This is a genomic window from Streptomyces sp. enrichment culture (assembly GCF_964272855.1).
In the GTDB taxonomy this organism is placed as follows: Bacteria; Actinomycetota; Actinomycetes; order Streptomycetales; family Streptomycetaceae; genus Streptomyces.
On record NZ_OZ186847.1, the window covers coordinates 8003156 to 8021676 of the forward strand.

Here is an 18521-nt window from a genome sequence, read left to right on the forward strand (position 1 = left end):
GACCCTGACCGAAAACAGCCTGTACGCCATGCCGCCTCATGGGTATCGCACCATCAGCGCTTCTGTGCGTGGCCCGCCCAGCACTGATCGGAGGCTGACCATGGTCCCCACCCCTGGCAGAACCGTCCCGTACCGGCCACCGGAGCCAGTGTGATGGCGGCGCCGCTCGCCGCCGACCGGCTGCTGGCCGCGCTGCGCGCCGAGGGCTGCGCCGTCCGGGAGGTCCGCTCCTGGCGCACCCACAACCGCAACCACGCGGGCGCCTGGGGGCCCGTGCACGGTGTGATGGTCCATCACACCGCGACCGGCCCCGCCGTCGACGTCGTCGACCTGATCTACGACGGACACTCCACCCTCCCCGGCCCGCTCGCCACGGGCTGCATCACCAAGGACGGCAGGGTCCACCTCACCGCCAACGGCCGCGCCAACCACGCGGGCGGCGGCGACCCGGACGTCCTCGACGCGGTCGTCAACGAGTCGTACGGCGACTACCCGCCCCCGACACACGAACACCAGGGCTCCTCCGGAGCCATCGACGGCAACGCCCGGTTCTACGGCTGGGAGTGCGCCAACAAGGGCGACGGCACCGACCCGTGGCCGCGCGTCCAGTACGTGGCCATCGTCAAGGCCACCGCCGCGGTCTGCCGCGCCCACGGCTGGAGCGCGAAGAGCGCGATCGGCCACCTGGAGTGGTCCGACTGGAAGCCGGACCCCCGCGGTTTCGACATGAAGGACTTCCGCCGTGACCTGGCGGCCTGCCTGGCACTCCCGGCGGGACAGTGGGAAGGAGAGGACGACCCCATGCCGCAGTACGTCAACCTCGGCATCGGCCGGGCCTACCGCCTCGACCCCGGCGGCTGGGACTCGATCGAGTTCTCCCGCGAGTGGACCGACGAGACCGGCGACCACGCCACCGACGGCAGCGTGTGGGCGCGCGGCGCGTGCCGTTTCTCCGGCACCCTGAGCCTGCGCGTCGCCGGCCTGAGGCCCGGTCAGACCGTGCAGGCCCGCATGTCGGAGTACGCGGGCGACGCACTGGTGCAGGACCATCCGGTGCACGAACTCGTCGGCACCGGCGGCGACGCCTTCGGTGTGCTGCCCCTGGTGAAGCGCATCGGCGCCGGGCGCGGGATGCGCGTGCGGCTGCTCAACGCCCAGGACACCCCGGTCACGGTCTCGACGGCCGTACTGACCGCGCTCGTCTGGAAGGAGAGCGACTGACCGAGCACGTCAGCGCGGACGCAGGTCCACGATCCGGCGGATCTTCCCCACCGACCGCTCCAGCGACTCCGGGTCGACGATCTCCACCGTGACCGACACCCCGATCCCGTCCTTCACGGCCGCCGCGATCGACCGGGCGGCGGCCGCCCGCACCTCGGGGCCCGCGTCGGGCCGGGCCTCGGCCAGCACCGCGAGGGCGTCAAGGCGGCCCTCGCGGGTGAGCCGCAGCTGGAAGTGCGGGGCCACGCCCGGGGTGCGCAGCACGATCTCCTCGATCTGGGTGGGGAAGAGGTTCACCCCGCGCAGGATCACCATGTCGTCGCTGCGTCCGGTGACCTTCCGCATCCGCCGGAACACCCGGGCGGTGCCCGGCAGCAGCGTGGTCAGATCCCGCGTGCGGTACCGCACGACCGGCATCGCCTCCTTGGTGAGCGAGGTGAAGACCAGCTCCCCCTCCTCGCCGTCCGGCAGCACCTCGCCGGTGACCGGGTCCACGACCTCCGGGTAGAAGTGGTCCTCCCAGATGTGCAGGCCGTCCTTGGTCTCCACGCACTCCTGGGCGACTCCCGGCCCGACCACCTCCGACAGGCCGTATATGTCGACCGCGTCGATCGCGAACCGCTCCTCGATCTCCCGGCGCATCCGCTCGGTCCACGGCTCGGCACCGAACACACCGACGCGCAGCGAGGTGGCGCGCGGGTCGACGCCCTGCCGTTCGAACTCGTCCAGCAGCGTGAGCATGTACGACGGCGTCACCATGATCACGCCGGGCCTGAGATCCTGGATCAGACGCACCTGACGGGCGGTCATCCCGCCGGACGCGGGGATGACCGTACAGCCGAGCCGTTCGGCGCCGTAGTGGGCGCCGAGCCCGCCGGTGAACAGCCCGTACCCGTAGGCCACATGGACGCGGTCGCCGGGTCTGGCGCCCGCCGCGCGCAGGGACCTCGCCACCATGTCGGACCACATCGACAGGTCGTGCTCGGTGTATCCGACGACGGTGGGCCGTCCGGTGGTCCCGCTCGACGCGTGGATGCGCCGGACGCGGTCCTGCGGCACGGCGAACATCCCGTACGGGTAGTTCTCCCGCAGGTCCGCCTTGGTGGTGAACGGGAAGCGGGCCAGGTCGCCGAGCGAGCGGCAGTCGTCCGGGTGCACCCCGGCCTTGTCGAAGGCCTCCCGGTAGAACGGCACGTTGGCGTACGCGTGCCGCAGCGAGGCGCGCAGCCGTTCGAGCTGGAGCGCCCGCAGCGCCTCCGGATCGAGCCGTTCCCCCGCGTCCAGCCACTCCGTCGCTTCCGCCATGCGGACTACTCCCTCGCCAACCGCATCAATCCGGGCGACCGATCATTCGGTCGATTCCTCGGAGATCAGTAATCCAGCTCCGACGGGACGACCGCAAGGGGTCGGCCCGCACTTTCTGGCACTCCGCCAATTCCCTTGCGGCCCGTGACCGGCCCGTTCCATGATCGGCGTCATGCCGACCTTCAGTGCCCCCGACGGCACCCGCCTCGCCTACCACCTGCGCGGCGAAGGCGCCCCCCTCGTCGTCCTCCCCGGCGGGCCCATGCGCGCCTCCGCCTACCTCGGCGACCTGGGCGGCCTCGACCGCCGCCGACGGCTGGTCCTGCTCGACCTGCGGGGGACCGGGGCGTCCGAGGCACCCGCCGACCCGACGTCGTACCGCTGCGACCGGCTGGTCGACGACGTCGAGGCACTGCGGCGCGAACTGGGAGCCGACCGCGTCGATCTGCTCGGGCACTCGGCCGGCGGCAGCCTGGCCATGCTGTACGCCGCCCGATACCCCGAACGGGTGGCGCGGCTCGCCCTGATCACCGCCACGCCCTGGGCCCTCGGCATGCCCGCGACACCCGAGGACCGGCTCGCGGCGGCACGCCTGCGCGCGGACGAGCCCTGGTTCGCGGATGCGTTCCCAGCGTTCGCCGGCTGGCTGGCGGGCGAGCGCGACCACGACCCCGCCGTCGTGCCGTTCTTCTACGGCCGCTGGGACGCGACGGCCGCCGCGCACGCCGCGCGCGACGAGACGGAGACCAACGAGGAGGCCGCCGACCGGTACCACTCCGAGGGCGCCTACGACCCGCCCGCGACCCGCGCGGCCCTCGCCCGGCTGACCGCGCCCGTGCTCGTCCTCGCCGGCGAACTCGACGGCGGCCCCCGCCCCGCCCTCGCCCACCGCGCCGGCGCCGTCTTCCCGCACGCGGAGTGCGTGGTGCAGCCGGGCGCCGGGCACTATCCGTGGCTGGACGACCCGGAGTGGTTCGCGGACCGGGTCGACGCGTTCCTGTCGGCCCCCGATGCCGCCGCCGCCCGCGCCCACCGGTAGTCCGCCTTGCCGCTCGGCGAGCGGCGGACGGCGTCCGTGAGCACCACCAGACGGGGGATCTTGTACCCGGCGAGCCAGGACCGGCAGCGGGCCTGTACGTCCTCCAGGGTCAGCCCCGGCGCGCCCTCGCGCCGCTGCACCGTTCACCGCCCAGGAGATCGTCCTGCGCAAGGCGCTGCGGCTCGACGACACCGTGTGCGTGAACCCCTCCGGCGGCGCCCTCGCCGCCCACCCATGATGGCCGCCGGGCTGATCCGCGTCGGGGAGGCGGCCGCCCGGATCCATCGCGGCGCCTCCGGCCGCGCCCTCGCCCACGCCACCTCCGGACCCTGCCTGCAGCAGAACCTGGTCGCCGTACCCGGAGGGGATCCACGATGAGCAAGGAACCGGTGGCCGTCGTCGGGATCGGCCAGACCAGGCACGTGGCGGCCCGCCGGGACGTCTCGATCGCCGGACTCGTCCGCGAGGCCGCACGACGCGCCCTCGCCGACGGCGCGTCGGGCTGGGCGGAACGTGGACGCCGTCGTCATCGGCAAGGCGCCGGACTTCTTCGAGGGCGTCATGATGCCGGAGCTCTATCGCCGACGCGCTCGGCGCCGTCGGCAAACCCCTCCTGCGCGTGCACACAGCCGGCTCCGTCGGCGGCTCCACCGCCCTCGTCGCGGCGAGCCTCGTCGCCTCTCCCGCGTCCACCGCACGGTCCTCACCCTCGCCTTCGTACGAGCCGATGTGGCTGGAGAACCTGGGCTTCGCCGCCGAGGGCGAGGGCTGGAAGCTCACCGAGTCCGAGGTGACCGAACTCGACGGCGACCTGCCCGTCGACATGTCCGGCGGAGTGCTGTCCGCCAACCCCATCGGCGCCTCCGGCATGATCCGGTTCGCCGAGGCCGCGCTCCAGGTGCGCGGCCAGGCCGGGGAGCACCAGGTGGACGGCGCCCGCCGGGTTTTCGCCACGCCTACGGCGGCGGCTCGCAGTTCTTCGCCATGTGGCTCGTCGGAGACCGGCCACCCGACTCCTGAAAGGTCCCCCACACGTGGCCTGTCGGCCATGGGAACCGGTCGCTAGGCTGGCCGCGGACGACGAATCGGGAGGAGCACGGACGTGGCCGAGAGCACCACCCAGCAGAAGCCGCTCACCGGCTGGGACAAGCCTGAGCTGGACCTGAGCCAGGCTCAGTGGCAGTCCAGCAGCCGAGGACTGGGGGATGTCCAGATCGCCTTTGTCGAGGGGTTCATCGCCATGCGCAACAGCGGCCGCCCGGAGAGCCCGTCCCTGATCTTCACGCCCGCCGAGTGGGGAGCGTTCGTGTCGGGGGCCCGCGAGGGGGAGTTCGACCTGACCTGACGGGGCGCTGCACGGCGGGCCGGGCAGCCGATCCGGGGGGTTACCGCCCGTTTTTCCGGACACGCGATGCCGTACGGCGTCCCGCGGCCGCCGCCTGAGTCAGGCTGGCCCCGGGAAGCGGTGCATCGCATTCCGGAGGTGAGGACCCCATGAGTACCCTGCCGGTCATCGCGGCGTTCGACGGTTCCGACGACAGCCTGCGCGCCCTGGACTGGGCCCTCGACGCCGCCCGCAGGCGCCGGGCGCCGCTGCGCGTGGTCCACGTGCGGCAGTACGCGGCCTGGGCACCGGCCGGCGTCCCGGTGCCGGTGCCCCCGCTCGCCGCGGAGGACCCGGTGCTCGACCAGGCACGCCTCCACGTCACCGAGCGCGCCGTCTCCGCCGACGTGGAGTACGTGGCCACGGAGGGCGCGCCCGGCGCGGCGCTGCCCGAACTTGGAGCCGAGGCCCAGCTGCTGGTGCTCGGCTCGCGCGGCCGGGGCGGCTTCGCCAGCCTGCTGCTCGGCTCCACCGGACTGTCCACCGCACGCGACGCCGACTGCCCGGTCGTCGTGGTGCCCCGCCCCGGACGGGAGCGGGAGGGGGGCCCGGCGGCTCCGCCCGGACCGCGGGTGGTCGTCGGCCTCGACGTGGACAGCCCCGACGACGCCGTGCTCGGCTTCGCCTTCGCCGAGGCCGCCGCGCGCGGCGCCCGTCTCCAGGTGGTCGCCGCCTATCCGTGGCCGGTGCATCTGTGGGCGGAGGCGCCGGGCGGGCTGGCGCCCCCCGGGATCGACCAGAACGCCGTCGAACACGAGGTCCGCGTCCTCGCGGAAGGCCTCCTGGAACCGCACCGCGCACGCCACCCCGAGGTCCGGGCGGAACCGTCGATCGCCGCGGGAGACGCGGCCGGCCGGCTCGTCGACGCCGCCCGGGGCGCCGAGCTGACCGTGGTGGGCCGCCACCGCCGCCGCTTCCTCGCCCCGGCCCGGATGATCGGCTCGGTCACGCACGCCGTCCTGCTGCACGCGGCGAGCCCCGTCGCGGTGGTCCCGCCCGCACCGCCGGAGCGGTGAACCTAATGGAAACGTGCGCTCGTATCATTAGCGCATGCCCACGCAGGACCCGATCAGCCCGGAAGCCCGGCTCGCTCTCGACCTCGCCCTCACCATCCGCCACGACGGCGACGGCGGGGTCGCCGACGACCTGACCGAGCCCGCCGGACTCACCGCCTGGGTCCACGCGCACCCCGCGACCGTCCCGGACCCCGCCGGGTTCACCGCCGACGCCGCCGCCCTCACCGCCGTCCGTGAGCTGCGGGCCGCCGTCCGCACCCTCTTCGCCCGCGCCGTACGGCCCGCCGAGCCGAGCCCCGCCGACGCGGCCCGTCCGCTGCCGGTGCCCGAAGCCCTGGCCCGTCTCAACGCCGCGGCCGCCCGCATGCCCACCGTGCCCCGGCTGGACTGGCCGGAGGGTGCCGAGCCGGTCGCCGGACGGCGGGCCACGGACGGCGCGGGGCCGCTGACCGCCGTCCTCGCGCAGGCCGCGATCGCCTTCCTCGCGAGCCCCGAGCGGCACCGGCTGCGGGCCTGCCACGCGCCCCGCTGCGTGCGGTACTTCCTCAAGGAGCATCCCCGCCAGGAGTGGTGCAGACCGTCCTGCGGCAACCGCGCCCGCGTCGCCCGCCACCACGAACGGCACCGCGGGACGGCGTAGGGCTCGCACGACGCCTCCCGCCCGGCGCCGACGCCCCCGGGGCACGTACCATGGCGACATGTCGTTCCTCCGCCGCCGCAGCGCCACTCCCGCCGGGCCCGACTTCGACGTACTGGCCATGGACCCGGGCGACTGGCCCGGCAACCTGGGCGCGGGCCTGCTGCCCGCCCCCGACGGCAGCTGCCAGGGCGTCTTCCTCCGTTACGACCTGTTCGGCGGCCGCGGCCCCGCGATGATCATCGGCAACCTCCCCGAGGGCTCCCCGGCCCGCGAGGTCGCCGAGGGCCAGGTCCCCTTCGAGGTGGCCCAGCTGCTGCTGGCGCTGGAGAACGACGAGGAGGTGACCGTCGTCGGCACCGAGGACGTGCCGGTGATGCAGGGCGACAACCTGCTGATCGTGCGCCGCATCAAGCTCTCCGAGAGCCGGATCTCCTGCGTCCAGTTCGACCGCAGCGACGACGTCCTGGTCACCATCGCGGCCTGGGACCGCCCCATCACCGACGACCTGTACGCCCTGCTGAAGCCGCTCCCGGCGGAACTGTTCCAGCAGGGCTGAGGCCCCCCGCGGTCCTAACCGGCCGACGGCACCACGTCGACGTCGGCCGCGCGGACGAACGCCACCCGGTGCCCGTACTGGATCTCGTAGTAGAGGTCCTGGCCGGTCACGACCCGGTGCGAGGCGGTGTCGAAGGTGACCGCGTAGTAGTACTGGCCGGGCAGCCGGTCCCCGGCGACGTACTTCTGTCCCTCCGGCAGCCGGTACGGCAGCGGCGACACCGGCTGCGCGGGCACGCCGGCCGGATAGGCGGCGGCCTCGGGGTAGGCGCGGCCGTACACGGGGATGCTCGTCAGACCCTTCTTCGGAGTCACGACGACCCCCTTGGCCGGGACCGCGGCCGGGCTCTTCTTCGGGTTCTTGAACCACGCCTTCTGGCCGAGGTACCAGATCGCCGTCCAGTCGCCGTCACGGCCGGCCACCGCGTACTGCTGGCCGGTGGAGACACGTGAGCCGAGATCGTTGACGCCGGTCGTCGAGTCGCCGCTGCCCGGATGCGTGCCGATGTCCTTGACCAGCGGGTAGTCCTCACCGGGACCGGAGTACAGCCGGACCGCGCTGGAGCCGTGCACCGGGCACGGCTCGCCCGGGGCGGTGCAGCCGGTGAACTCCGGACGGTTCCCGGCGTAGTCCGGGCGGATGGTCACGACCCCGGAGCCCGGGCCCGCCGCCGGCTCGAAGGGGCGGCCGAGCAGGGTGAAGTAGTGCTGCCAGTCCCAGTACGGGCCCGGGTCGGTGTGCATGCCCGGCACGGTCGACGTGGTCGGGCCCGGCACGGTGTCGTGGCCCAGGATGTGCTGCCGGTCCAGCGGGACGTCGTACTTCTTCGCCAGGTACTTCACCAGCCGCGCCGACGAGCGGTACATCGCCTCCGTGTACCAGGCGTCCGGCGAGGCGAGGAAACCTTCATGCTCCAGGCCGATCGACTTCGCGTTGACGAACCAGTTGCCCGCGTGCCAGGCCACGTCCTTCGCCTTCACGTGCTGGGCGATGTGACCGTCGGTGGAGCGCAGGCTGTAGTGCCAGGACACATAGGTGGGGTCCTGCACCATCTCCAGGACGCCCTCCCAGCGACCCTCCGTGTCATGGACGACGATGTAGTCGATGTCCTGCGAACGCGGCCGGTCGGCGAGGTCGTGGTTGCCGTAGTCGTTGCCCCCGAACTCCTCGTACGGCGCCGGGATCCACTCGCAGGACACCGTCGTCGGGCACTCGGTGCCCTCGGCGTCCACGGTCCGCAGCCCCGCCTGCCGCAGCCGGCCGGTGTCCGGGACGAGGTCCGGCTGTGCGGTCAGGGCGACCCGCTGTCCGGAGTCCGTGAACCGCTCGCCGCCGGTCCGCAGCACGTCGTACACGTCGTTCGCGTACGCGGCGGCCGTCGCGCTGTCGTCCGCGCCCGAGAAGCGGGCCACCGCGCCGTACCAGTCCGCCGGGTCGTCGCTCGCCGGGGCGTCCAGCTCCCGCTGCGCGGCGGCGAGCAGCGCCGCGCCGCCCGCGATGTTGGCGGCCGGGTCGGTGCGCAGCCGCTCGGGCGCCAGGCCGGTCAGCGCGGCCGCCTTCGGCAGCGTCGTGAGGCGGGCCGGGAGCTGCGCGGACTCCGTCGCCTGCGCCGTCGGGATCAGCGGTGCGCGGGAGTCGTCGCCGCGCGGGTCCTCCGTGCCCTCGCTGTGATGCGGGGGCGCCGTCGCCAGGGCCGTGCGCGCGTCGGTGAGGTGCATCGGGCCGTAACCGCCGGTCACACTCGGCGCGCCCGCATGGGTGTCCCAGCGGGACTGGAGATAGGAGACGCCGAGCAGCACGCTCTGCGGCACGTCGTACTCGGCGGCCGCCGCCGCGAACGCCTGCTGCAGACCGGCCGGGGCAGCCGCTTCGGGCGGGGCGGCACCCAGCAGCGGCAGCAACAGCGCCGCGCCGGCCACGGCACCGGCGACACGCCGTCCGCGTCTCGGCCCGACGGCTCTACTGGAATCGGTGACGGGCAAGGCAGCCTCCTGGGACGGATCGGATGCGATGAGCCGTGCGGGGCCGGGCGTGACAGTGGTACCGGCTCTCCGACGATCCGTCAATCATGCGGGAGGGACTGCGATTTCCCACGTCAGCGCGGGCTTCCCGGAGTTTCGTGGCGGCGGCTGCGGGGCCTGCGGGGCGTCAGTGGCGTACACCAATGAGGGGAAGAGAGGAGAGAGAAAAGTGGGGAGCGAAGGGAGGAGACATGGAAGGTCCGCGGTGCGCCGCCGTCGTCGGCGCACCGCGGACCGCCATCCCCGTCAGCGAGTGCCGACCGCCGCGCGCACGGCCCGGCGGGCCATGTGGCAGTCGTCGTGCAGCCGCCGCAGAAGCAGCCGCTGTTCCTCGCCGGACGGCGCAGCACTTGGGTGGGTCATACCCGGTGCCGCCGGGGTCGTGTCGTGCATCGAACGCTGCACGGCCGTCTCGTAGGTACGGATCTCCCGGGTGAGCACCAGCATCAGATTCACCAGGAAGGCATCGCGCGAGGCCGGTCCCGCGGACTGCGCGATCTGGCTGATCTGCCGCCGCGCCGCCGGGGCGTCGCCGAGCACCGACCACAGGGTGGCCAGGTCGTAGCCCGGCAGGTACCAGCCCGCGTGCTCCCAGTCCACCAGCACCGGACCGGCCGGCGAGACCAGGATGTTCGACAGCAGCGCGTCCCCGTGGCAGAACTGGCCCATGCCCTGCCGCCCGGCCGCCATCGCGATGCCGTGCAGCAGCTTCTGCAGATCGCCCAGGTCACGGTCGGTCAGCAGGCCCAGCTCGTGGTACCGGTTGATGCGGGCCGCGTAGTCCAGCGGCGCGTCGAAGGTGCCCGCCGGCGGCCGCCAGGCGTTCAGTCGGCAGATCGCGCCGAGCGCCGCCCTGATGTCCGCCCGCGGCGGCGCCTCGACCGGGTGCCGCTGCAGTGCCGCCGCCCGCCCCGGCATCCGCTCGATCACCAGGGTGCAGTTGTCCGGATCCGCCGCGATCAGCCTCGGCACCCGCACCGGAGGGCGGTGCCGGACGAACGAGCGGTATGCAGCTATTTCGTGCCGGAACTGCTCGGCCCACACCGGCGAGTGGTCCAGTAAACACTTGGCGACGGCCGTGCTGCGACCGGTCGTCCCGACCAGGAGCACGGACCGCCCGCTGCGGCGGAGCACCTGCACCGGCGCGAACTCCGGACAGATCCGGTGCACCGACGCGATCGCCGTGCGCAGCTGGGCGCCCTGAGGGCCGGACAAGTCGAGTCTCCCGCTGAGCGGTTGGGTGCCGATCCCCCCGGCGCGCCGCGCCGTGCCCGCACCGAGCACGGGGGAGGCCGGGCGCGCCGGGGCGAGGTAGGGGCCGCCGCCGCCCGGGCGGGGGTGCAGCGGCCGGGGCGGGGCGGACACGGAGGACGATGCTGCGTACATGGGCGAGACAGATCCCTTCCTGTGCCTGCGAGGTCAGCGCGCCGCCCGTCCCGGTCGCCCGGGTACACCCTGGGGAATGCACCGGTTCGATCACTTGGCGACCGGGTCGGGGTGGCGCGTTCCTACCTGACACCCGATGACCAGTGGCACACCATCTGGCGGACCCTGGCGAACCCTGGCGAATAGTCGCCCGGCAACTCTCACCGGGCTACTGTCAAGTCAGCCGAGAACCTGGGGGCTTACGTGAGCGGACAACCCAACACCCGCCTGGCGGACCTGTTCGGCCTGGCCGGCTGGTCCAAGGGCGAGCTCGCGAGGCTGGTCAACCGGCAGGCGGCGGCCATGGGCCACCCCCAGCTGGCGACCGACACCTCGCGGGTGCGGCGGTGGATCGACATGGGAGAGATCCCGCGCGATCCCGTGCCGCGGGTGCTGGCGGCTCTGTTCACCGAGCGTCTCGGCCGCGTCGTGACCACTGAGGATCTCGGTCTGGTCCGGCACGGGCGTGCGGGGAAACGGCAGGGCGGCGGGAATGTGGAACATCCCGACGGAGTGCCGTGGGCGCCCGAGCGGACCGCCGCGGTCCTCACCGAATTCACGGGAATGGACCTCATGCTCAACCGACGCGGCTTGGTGGGCGCGGGCGCCGCGCTCGCCGCGGGATCCGCACTCAGCAGCGCCATGCACGACTGGCTGCACACCGACCCGGCCCTGGCGGCCGACGCTCCGCACTTCGACGACCCCCTGCACGCCGACCCCGCCGGGTTCGACCGTTACGAGGCCGCCCCCATCGGGTCGCAGGAGATCGAGGAGCTGGAACGCTCGGTCGAGGTGTTCCGCGCCTGGGACGCGGCCCGCGGCGGCGGGCTCCAGCGCAAGGCGGTCGTGGGCCAGTTGAACGAAGTCGGCGGCATCCTCGCCTACCACCATCCACCTCACCTCCAGCGGCGCCTGTGGGGCGTCGCGGCCAACCTCGCCGTCCTCGCGGGCTGGATGTCGCACGACGTCGGCCTGGAGCCCACGGCCCAGAAGTACTTCGTGATCGCCGCCCATGCCGCGAGAGAGGGCGGCGACCGGCCCCGGGCCGGCGAGGCGCTCTCCCGGGCGGCCCGCCAGATGGTGCACCTGGGCCGGCCCGACGACGCGCTGGACCTGATGAAGCTCGCCCAGTCCGGCTCCGGCGAGCAGGTACTGCCCCGCACCAGGGCGATGTTCCACACCATCGAGGCCTGGGCCCAGGCGTCCATGGGCAAGGGCCAGGCGATGCGCCGCACCCTCGGCCAGGCGGAGGACCTCTTCGTCTCCGACAAGAGCGACGTGCCGCCGCCCAGCTGGATGCAGCTGTTCAACGAGGCGGACCTGTACGGCATGCAGGCCCTGGCGTACCGCACGCTCGCCGAGTTCGAGCCGGGTGCGGCCGCGCACGCCCAGCACTACGCCGACAAGGCGCTGGCCCTGCGCATCGACGCCCAGGAGCGGTCGAAGATCTTCGACTTCCTGTCCATGGCCTCCGCCTGCTTCATCGCCGACGATCCCGAACAGGCGGACCGGTTCGCGCGCCTCGCCCTGGTGTCGATGGGGCAGAACTCCTCGCGCCGCACCTGGGACCGGCTGCGCCAGATGTACCGGCTCACCGCCGAGTACGCCACCTACCCGAAGATCCACCAGTTGCGGGAGGAGATCAAGCTGGCGCTGCCCAAGGAGCAGGCCAGGAAGCTGGGCGGCGGCACGACCGCCCAGGCGTAGCACCGGGAATCGGCAGAGTCAGGCAGAGGGGGAGTCAGGGCGTTCGCGGCTCACCCGGTCACCCTGGCCACGAGCACACAGGCGTCGTCCTCGCGCTCGGTGTCACCGAACTCCTCCACGACCGTCCGCACGCAGTCCTGCGCGCCGCGCGCCGCCGCGAACCGCGGGGCCAGGCCGAGGAAGCGGTCGCCGACGGCCGGTGCTGCCTTGCCGGCGGGCACCAGTCCGTCGGTGTGCAGCAGGAGTACGTCGCCCACCTGCAGGGTCACCTCGGCCTCGCCGTAGGCGGCACCCGAGGTGGCGCCGAGCAGGACGCCGTCCGGCGTGTTCAGCCTGCGCCCCGTCCCGTCGCGGAACAGCAGCGGGGCGGGGTGTCCTGCCTGCGCCCACACGAGCGTGCGGGTCCGCGGCCGGTAGCGGCAGCAGACGGCGCTGCCGAGGGCCGGCTGGACGGTGGCGTCCAGCAGCTGGTTGAGTCCGGCCAGCAGCGGGCCCGGGCTGGTCCCGGCCATCGCCATGCCGCGCAGCGCGCCGAGCAGCATCGCCATGCCCGAGGTGACCGCGGGGCCGTGCCCGGTGAGGCCGCCGGCGCTCAACAGGGTCTCGCCGTCGCTGAGTTCCAGCGCGTCGTACCAGTCGCCGCCGACCAGCCGGCTCGCCGTCGCGGGCAGGTAGCGGCCCGCCAGGTCGAGGGTCTGCGGGCCCTGGTGCGGGAGCCGCAGGGTGCCCCGCCACGGCGGCAGCACGGCCTCCTGCAGCTCGACCGCAAGCCGGTGCTCGGTCTGCGCGTGGTGCCGGTGGCGCTGGAGCGAGTCACGGGTCTCGCTCACCGCCTGCTGGCTGCGGCGCAGCGCGCTGACGTCGCGCAGCACGGCCCACATCGAGGCGGTGCCGCCGTCGGCGTCGAGCACGGGCTCGCCCATCATGTGCACGGTGCGGACCTCGCCGTCCGGGCGGACGATCCGGAACTCGCCGTCGATGCGTTTGGCGTCGATGAGGCAGTCCGTGACCATCGCGGTCAGCTTGGGCCGGTCCTCGTCGAACACCAGGGACGGCAGTTCGTCCAGGGTGAGCGGGGGAGCGGACCGGTCCCGGCCCAGGATCTCGTACAGCTCGCCGGACCAACTGGCCTCGTCGGTCAGGAGGTTCCACTCGGCGCTGCCGACGCGGCTGAGCAGTGAGCCGCCCTCGCGCGCCCGGGGCGCCGTGCGGGCGGGCGGCTCCGGCGGGGCCGGCGGGCCGTCCCGCAGCTGGGCCAGGTGTTCGTCGAGGTCGTTGAGCTGGTGCAGCGCGAGGTCGTAGAGCGCACGCTGCCAGCGGCCGTGCGGGTCCGTACCGTCGTCCTGTGCGTCCTGTGCGTCCTGTGCGTCCCGCCGTACGGCGTCCACATCCCCTTTGAGCCGCCGCGTCTGCGTGATGAGCGCGTCGACCTGACCGCGTCCTGGTGGCTGGGCGGCTGGGCGGTCCGCGGAGAGATGGGACGGCATGACGCACTCCGATGAGGGGACGGTTCGGCCAAGGCGGGACGGTGGGACCGCTATGACTGTTGCACAGCCCGAGACGCCCCGTAAGGGATTCGGCAACACACGATACGGTGGTGCTTCTGGCATATGCCACAGTCTTCCCCGAGTGGTTGCGGCGTACCTGCGGCGTACGTCGCCGGTGAAGCAAGTCGTAGAACTCGTACGCGAGTTGACGGACCGTCTGGCCTGTCCTGTCGCACTCATTCTCCTGTTCGACGCGCCTTTGTTCCAGTGGGTGCGGCGGCCCTTCCGGGGCTCCCGTCGTCTACTCGTCGGTAGGCGTTCTCAGGGGTGACGCAGCTCACAGAATGTGCGGGGCCGGTGCGTGCTCGTACTGGCACACCGGACCGATCGCCCACCGCAAGGAGACCGCGCATGGACCTCACCCTCCGGCAGTCCGCTCGCGCCTGTCTGATCACCGAGGAGGAGCGGGACAAGCCCGTGCCCGCCGTCCTCCGGTACCGGGCCGACGACCCGTTCGCGGTGTACTTCGACTTCCCGCCCCAGGCGGCCCTCGACGGCGAGCCGGTCACCTGGACCTTCGCCCGCGCCCTGCTCGAGGAAGGGCTGTGCGGGCCCGCCGGCGGCGGCGACGTGCAGCTGTGGCCGTGTGGCGAGGAGGACACGGTCGTGGAGTTCCACTCGCCGTTCGGACTCGCGCTGCTGAAGTTCGACACGGCCGCCCTGCGCCGCTTCCTGCTGCGCACCCACGCCGTGGTGGCACCCGGCCGGGAGGACGTGGGCGCGGCCGTCGAGCGGGGACTGAGCAGCCTGTTCGACGAGGTGTGAGTCAGCCCCCGGAGCCGTCGTACAGCGCCGGACGCGAGGCCGGCTCCACGGTCACCCGGCCGCCGCCCGCCAGCGACCGCACGCCCGCCTCGGCGACCACGGACGCCATGTACCCGTCCCAGGCGCTCGGCCCCGTGACCCGCCCCCGCCGGGTCGCGTCGACCCACGCCTGCACCTCGCGGTCGTAGGCGTCCGCGAACCGCACGAGATAGTCCTGCGGCACCTCCTCGCGCGCCTCCCCGCCGGATGTGACGACCATGGTGTGCTCCTCGCCGATCCGCGCGCTGCCCGCCTCGCAGACCGCCTCGCAGCGGACCTGGTAGCCGAAGCCGCAGTTGACGAACACCTCCACGTCCACCAGGGCACCCGCGTCCGTCTCGAACAGCACGAACTGCGGGTCCTGCAGCCCCTGCGGGGCGAGGTCCGAGGCGCGCGGCCGCAGCACGGTCACGGCCGTCAGCTCCTGCCCCAGCAGCCAGCGGGCCGCGTCGATCTCGTGCGACACCGAGCTGTCGACCAGCATCGCGCTGGTGAAGTCCGGCGGGGAGGAGACGTTGCGGTGCACGCAGTGCAGCATCAGCGGCCGCCCCAGCCGCCCGCCGTCCAGCACCGACTTGAGCCGCCGGTACTCGGCGTCGTAGCGCCGCATGAACCCGATCTGCGCCAGCCGCCGCCCGAGCCGCGCCTCCGCCTCGACCACCCGGAGCGCCCCCGCGGACTCCGGCACCATCGGCTTCTCGCACAGCACCGGCAGCCCGCGGGCGAACGCCGCGCGCAGCGCCTCCTCGTGCGCCGGGCCCGGCGAGGCGATCAGTACGGCGTCCACCCCGGGCGCGTCGAGCGCCGCCTCGGTCTCGGTGTGCGCCGCGGCCCCGTCCAGCCCGGCCACCGCCTCCTTCGCACGGTCGGAGTCGGGGTCCGCCACCGCGGCGACCCTGGCGCCGCTCACCACCTGGTCGAGCCGCCGTATGTGATCGGCCCCCATGTGTCCCGCGCCCAGCACCGCAACGCCCAGCAGGTCACCCACGCCCGTACTCCCTTGTCGCCGACTCTCCCGGCGTAGCGTACGGTCGTGCCGCGGGCCCGGTCGGCAGCGCGGCCGTCAGTAGCGCAGCACCCCGGCGATGCCGCCCGCCTCGCCCAGCGTGCCGTCGGGGACGAAACGCACCTCGGCGCCGGTGTCCAGGCACTTCTCCACGATCTCGTCGACGATGTCCTCGCGGGCGTCGAGGTCGCCGCTCTCGGCCGGCACCAGATGGTCGCCGTCGTCGCGCACGGTCACCCGGTAGTTCTCCTCGACGGCGAGCAGCCGGACGCGGGCCTGCATGGCGTTCTGCCAGACCTCGTCGACACCGGCCACGAACTCCTTGTGCCCGCGCGCCGTTTCGAGCTCGTCGGCCACGCTGTCCACACCGCGTGCCTCCTCGGCCTGGATCAGCGGCCGCAGTGCCTGCCACACCTCGTTGGGGCCGGCGTGCGCCAGGCCCGCGCGCGGCACCTGCGCCGCGGCCTTGGTGGCCTCGCCGACATCGGTGAGCAGGGACAGCGCGGCGGGTTCGCCGGTCACGTACAGCGGGCGGGGGCTGCCGCGCAGCACCGCGCCCATCGCCCGGTCGGCCTCCCGCAGGAAGTGCCGGGTGCCCTCGTCGCGGTAGGTGCTCGGCATGTCGCCGAGGCGCTCCTGACGCTCGGGGTCGAAGTTGGGGTTGGCGCGCAGCAGCGGGAAGCCGCCCGAACGTTCCTCCACGACCCGGTCCGCGCCGCCGCTCCACAGCGTGACGCGGTCCGACGCGACCGACAGCACCCAGAAGGGCCGCTCGGCGGCCTGCGCGGAGACCAGGTTGCGGGTCAGGAAGGTGTCCGAGAGCACCACGCGCTCGGGCACGCTCCGTGCCACCGACCACACCTGGTGCTCACCCGGCGCGGCGAAGATCACCAAGCCGTCCTCGGCGTGCGTCAGATCGACCTCGGCGAGCGCCTGGTCCAGCTGGGCCTCGACGTCGACGCGCCGGTCGCGGGGGATGGCGGGATCGTGCTCCAGCTGCCGTTTCGCCTCGGCGACGACATTGCGCAGCCGGACCGGATCCTGGGTCTTCTCCGGCTCGCGGCGGTGCGTCGGGGTCAGCACGGACACCGCGGGGTAGGGGCGCGGGCGGCGCAGCTCGGCGAGGGTCGTGGGACTGAGTGCGTGCTCCATGACAGCACCATAGGACCGATCGGCATCTCGGGCATTCGGGGAGGATTCAATGCTCATTGCCGCTCCTCAGCGCCGCACGAACTCCCGTTCGCGGGCAGCGAGCCGTACCGCAGGAAGTCGTCGACCTTGCGGTGCACGCACTTCGACGAGCCGTACCCGGTGTGCCCGTCGGCCCTGTTGTCGAGGACGACGGCCGACGAGCCGAGCCGGTCCGCGGTCTCCACGGTCCAGCGGTACGGCGTCGCAGGGTCGCCCCGGGTGCCCACCAGCAGCAGCTTCGGGGTGTCGACGTCCTTCACCTCGTCGCGTATGTAATCGGTGCCCCGGGGGCGGCCGTAGCACAGCAGCACCTCGGTGAGCCGGTACCGGCCGAAGACCGGCGAGGCCTGCTCGTACGCGGCGCGCAGCCGGCCGAGGTCACGGGTGACCTGGTCGGCCGTGGGGCGATCGGGATCGTCCGCGCAGTTGATCGCCATCAGCGCCGCGGCGAGGTTGTCGAGGGGGATGTCCTCCTCGTCGGTCAGGCCCCCGTCGGTCTCCGGTCCGGTCTCCCGCGGGCGTTCGGTGTCCGGGCGCTCCCGGACACCCGGGATGCCCGGTACACCTGGCACACCCGGGACGCCCGGGACCGAGTAGCCGCCCGTCACGAACGCCTCGATGCGGCGGGTGTCGCCGTCCTCGACCAGCGAGGCCAGCGCCCGCTCCAGCATGGGCCACAACTCCCGGCTGTAGAGCGCCTGTCCGATGGCGCCCACCAGGTCCTGGCCGGTGAACTCGTAGCCGAAGTCGGTCGGCAGCGGATCCTGGTCCAGCGAGCGGACCAGCCGCAGCACCTCCTCCCGCGCGGTGCGCGCGTCCTGCCCGAACGGGCAGGCGATGTCCTCGACACACCAGTCCAGGAAGTCCTCCAGGGCCGTCTGCTGGCCCCGGGCCCCCGCGATCCCCTGCTCGGTGAGCGGTGCCGTGAGGGTGTCCACGCCGTCCAGGGCGAGCCGGCCCACCCGGTCCGGGAACTGCGCCGCGTACACCGCGCCGAGCCGCGTCCCGTAGGAGAAGCCGAGGTAGTTGAGCTTCTTGTCGCCCAGCGCCTGCCGGATGACGTCCAGGTCGCGGGAGGCGTTCACGGTGCCGATGTGCGGCAGGACCGGTCCCGAGTGCTCCGCACAGGCGTCGGCCGCCCGCTTCAACCGGCTCAGCATGTCCCGCGGATCGCGCAGTACGTCGTCGGTGTCGTCGCCGGCGGTCGCGTACGAGCCGCCGCAGCTGACGGGGGAGGACCGGCCGACGCCGCGCGGGTCGAAGCTCACCACGTCGTAGGTGTCGGTGAGGTCCATGAACTCCTTGCCGCTGCGAGCGAGTTCGGTGACGCCCGCGCCGCCGGGACCGCCGAAGTTCAGCACCACCGAGCCGCGTCTGTCGCCGCTGGCCCGGTAGCGGGCCAGCGCCAGGTCGAGGGTTCCGGCCTCGGGCCGGGCGTGGTCGAGGGGGACCGTGACCTTGCCGCACTGCAGGTCCTGCGGCATCTGCATGCCCTCGCACGGGCCCCACACGACCTTCTGGTCGTAGAAGCGGGACAGGTCGGGCCGGCCGTCGTCCGCCGCCGCGGCCGGAAGTCCCGCGCACAGCAGCGTCCCGGAGACGGCCCCCATGAGTGCGCGGCGTCGCAGTGCGGGCCACGTCGACGGCTTTGCCGGCATC

Annotated in this window: 15 protein-coding genes and 2 pseudogenes; 10 read left to right on the forward strand and 7 right to left on the reverse strand. The window is 73.3% G+C overall.

The window, feature by feature from the left end; genetic code table 11:
• The first annotated feature begins 153 nt into the window (after positions 1–153).
• Positions 154–1221, forward strand: a complete 1068-nt coding sequence (locus ACSU6L_RS35680) for an N-acetylmuramoyl-L-alanine amidase (RefSeq protein WP_437063693.1) — start codon at positions 154–156, stop codon at positions 1219–1221.
• Positions 1222–1230: 9 nt separating this feature from the next.
• On the opposite strand, the gene paaK is transcribed toward ACSU6L_RS35680, so the two are convergent.
• Positions 1231–2526, reverse strand: a complete 1296-nt coding sequence (gene paaK / locus ACSU6L_RS35685; RefSeq protein ID WP_437063695.1) for a phenylacetate--CoA ligase PaaK — start codon at positions 2524–2526, stop codon at positions 1231–1233.
• 172 nt (positions 2527–2698) lie between these two features.
• Between paaK and ACSU6L_RS35690 the strand changes: the two genes are divergently transcribed.
• From ACSU6L_RS35690 to ACSU6L_RS35720, 7 genes and pseudogenes are all read left to right on the forward strand, one after another.
• Positions 2699–3565 (forward strand): alpha/beta fold hydrolase, encoded by an 867-nt coding sequence (locus ACSU6L_RS35690; RefSeq protein WP_437063697.1) that lies wholly within the window; start codon positions 2699–2701, stop codon positions 3563–3565.
• Positions 3454–3943: pseudogene (locus tag ACSU6L_RS35695) on the forward strand (hypothetical protein); the annotation flags it as partial. The gene ACSU6L_RS35690 and the pseudogene ACSU6L_RS35695, both read left to right, overlap by 112 nt.
• Positions 3940–4585: pseudogene (locus ACSU6L_RS35700) on the forward strand (thiolase C-terminal domain-containing protein). The pseudogenes ACSU6L_RS35695 and ACSU6L_RS35700, both read left to right, overlap by 4 nt.
• 82 nt (positions 4586–4667) lie before the next feature.
• On the forward strand, positions 4668–4910 hold the full coding sequence (locus ACSU6L_RS35705; RefSeq protein ID WP_437063699.1) for a DUF397 domain-containing protein: 243 nt from the start codon (positions 4668–4670) through the stop codon (positions 4908–4910).
• A 149-nt stretch (positions 4911–5059) separates the two neighbouring features.
• Positions 5060–5965 carry a universal stress protein gene (locus ACSU6L_RS35710; protein ID WP_437063701.1) on the forward strand — a complete coding sequence of 302 codons (906 nt, stop codon included), beginning with the start codon at positions 5060–5062 and terminating at the stop codon, positions 5963–5965.
• Between the two features lie 34 nt (positions 5966–5999).
• Positions 6000–6605 (forward strand): CGNR zinc finger domain-containing protein, encoded by a 606-nt coding sequence (locus tag ACSU6L_RS35715; RefSeq protein WP_437063703.1) that lies wholly within the window; start codon positions 6000–6002, stop codon positions 6603–6605.
• Between the two features lie 58 nt (positions 6606–6663).
• A complete protein-coding gene (locus ACSU6L_RS35720) occupies positions 6664–7161 on the forward strand; it encodes a hypothetical protein (RefSeq protein WP_437063705.1) in 498 nt (165 codons plus the stop codon).
• A 14-nt stretch (positions 7162–7175) separates the two neighbouring features.
• On the opposite strand, the gene ACSU6L_RS35725 is transcribed toward ACSU6L_RS35720, so the two are convergent.
• Positions 7176–9143, reverse strand: a complete 1968-nt coding sequence (locus ACSU6L_RS35725; RefSeq protein WP_437063707.1) for an N-acetylmuramoyl-L-alanine amidase — start codon at positions 9141–9143, stop codon at positions 7176–7178.
• A 285-nt stretch (positions 9144–9428) separates the two neighbouring features.
• Positions 9429–10568, reverse strand: coding sequence for an aminoglycoside phosphotransferase family protein (locus tag ACSU6L_RS35730; protein WP_437063709.1), 1140 nt, complete (start codon positions 10566–10568; stop codon positions 9429–9431).
• A 243-nt stretch (positions 10569–10811) separates the two neighbouring features.
• Here ACSU6L_RS35730 and ACSU6L_RS35735 point away from each other — a divergent pair, with 243 nt between their 5' ends.
• Positions 10812–12314 carry a DNA-binding protein NsdB gene (locus ACSU6L_RS35735; RefSeq protein WP_437063711.1) on the forward strand — a complete coding sequence of 501 codons (1503 nt, stop codon included), beginning with the start codon at positions 10812–10814 and terminating at the stop codon, positions 12312–12314.
• Positions 12315–12364: 50 nt separating this feature from the next.
• On the opposite strand, the gene ACSU6L_RS35740 is transcribed toward ACSU6L_RS35735, so the two are convergent.
• On the reverse strand, positions 12365–13801 hold the full coding sequence (locus ACSU6L_RS35740) for a PP2C family protein-serine/threonine phosphatase (RefSeq protein WP_437063713.1): 1437 nt from the start codon (positions 13799–13801) through the stop codon (positions 12365–12367).
• Between the two features lie 411 nt (positions 13802–14212).
• Here ACSU6L_RS35740 and ACSU6L_RS35745 point away from each other — a divergent pair, with 411 nt between their 5' ends.
• Positions 14213–14626: an SsgA family sporulation/cell division regulator gene (locus tag ACSU6L_RS35745; RefSeq protein ID WP_437063715.1), complete on the forward strand. Its 414-nt coding sequence runs from the start codon at positions 14213–14215 to the stop codon at positions 14624–14626.
• Between the two features lies 1 nt (position 14627).
• On the opposite strand, the gene ACSU6L_RS35750 is transcribed toward ACSU6L_RS35745, so the two are convergent.
• The 3 genes from ACSU6L_RS35750 to ACSU6L_RS35760 all read right to left on the reverse strand — a co-directional run bounded on the left by ACSU6L_RS35750 (position 14628) and on the right by ACSU6L_RS35760 (position 18520).
• Entirely contained in the window at positions 14628–15653 is a 1026-nt protein-coding gene (locus ACSU6L_RS35750; protein ID WP_437063717.1) for a Gfo/Idh/MocA family protein, read from the reverse strand.
• 75 nt (positions 15654–15728) lie between these two features.
• Positions 15729–16823 carry a chemotaxis protein gene (locus ACSU6L_RS35755; protein WP_437063719.1) on the reverse strand — a complete coding sequence of 365 codons (1095 nt, stop codon included), beginning with the start codon at positions 16821–16823 and terminating at the stop codon, positions 15729–15731.
• A gap of 53 nt (positions 16824–16876) precedes the next feature.
• Positions 16877–18520 carry an alpha/beta hydrolase gene (locus ACSU6L_RS35760; RefSeq protein WP_437063720.1) on the reverse strand — a complete coding sequence of 548 codons (1644 nt, stop codon included), beginning with the start codon at positions 18518–18520 and terminating at the stop codon, positions 16877–16879.
• Position 18521 lies beyond the last annotated feature (1 nt).

Bases quoted from the DNA above. Each gene is read 5' to 3' on its own strand.
- ACSU6L_RS35730 (WP_437063709.1), bottom strand. From the start codon at position 10,568: ATGTACGCAGCATCGTCCTCCGTGTCCGCCCCGCCCCGGCCGCTGCAC.
- ACSU6L_RS35715 (WP_437063703.1), top strand. From the start codon at position 6,000: ATGCCCACGCAGGACCCGATCAGCCCGGAAGCCCGGCTCGCTCTCGAC.
- ACSU6L_RS35710 (WP_437063701.1), top strand. From the start codon at position 5,060: ATGAGTACCCTGCCGGTCATCGCGGCGTTCGACGGTTCCGACGACAGC.
- ACSU6L_RS35755 (WP_437063719.1), bottom strand. From the start codon at position 16,823: ATGGAGCACGCACTCAGTCCCACGACCCTCGCCGAGCTGCGCCGCCCG.
- ACSU6L_RS35745 (WP_437063715.1), top strand. From the start codon at position 14,213: ATGGACCTCACCCTCCGGCAGTCCGCTCGCGCCTGTCTGATCACCGAG.
- ACSU6L_RS35760 (WP_437063720.1), bottom strand. From the start codon at position 18,520: ATGCCGGCAAAGCCGTCGACGTGGCCCGCACTGCGACGCCGCGCACTC.
- paaK (WP_437063695.1), bottom strand. From the start codon at position 2,526: ATGGCGGAAGCGACGGAGTGGCTGGACGCGGGGGAACGGCTCGATCCG.
- ACSU6L_RS35720 (WP_437063705.1), top strand. From the start codon at position 6,664: ATGTCGTTCCTCCGCCGCCGCAGCGCCACTCCCGCCGGGCCCGACTTC.
- ACSU6L_RS35690 (WP_437063697.1), top strand. From the start codon at position 2,699: ATGCCGACCTTCAGTGCCCCCGACGGCACCCGCCTCGCCTACCACCTG.
- ACSU6L_RS35740 (WP_437063713.1), bottom strand. From the start codon at position 13,801: ATGCCGTCCCATCTCTCCGCGGACCGCCCAGCCGCCCAGCCACCAGGA.
- ACSU6L_RS35680 (WP_437063693.1), top strand. From the start codon at position 154: ATGGCGGCGCCGCTCGCCGCCGACCGGCTGCTGGCCGCGCTGCGCGCC.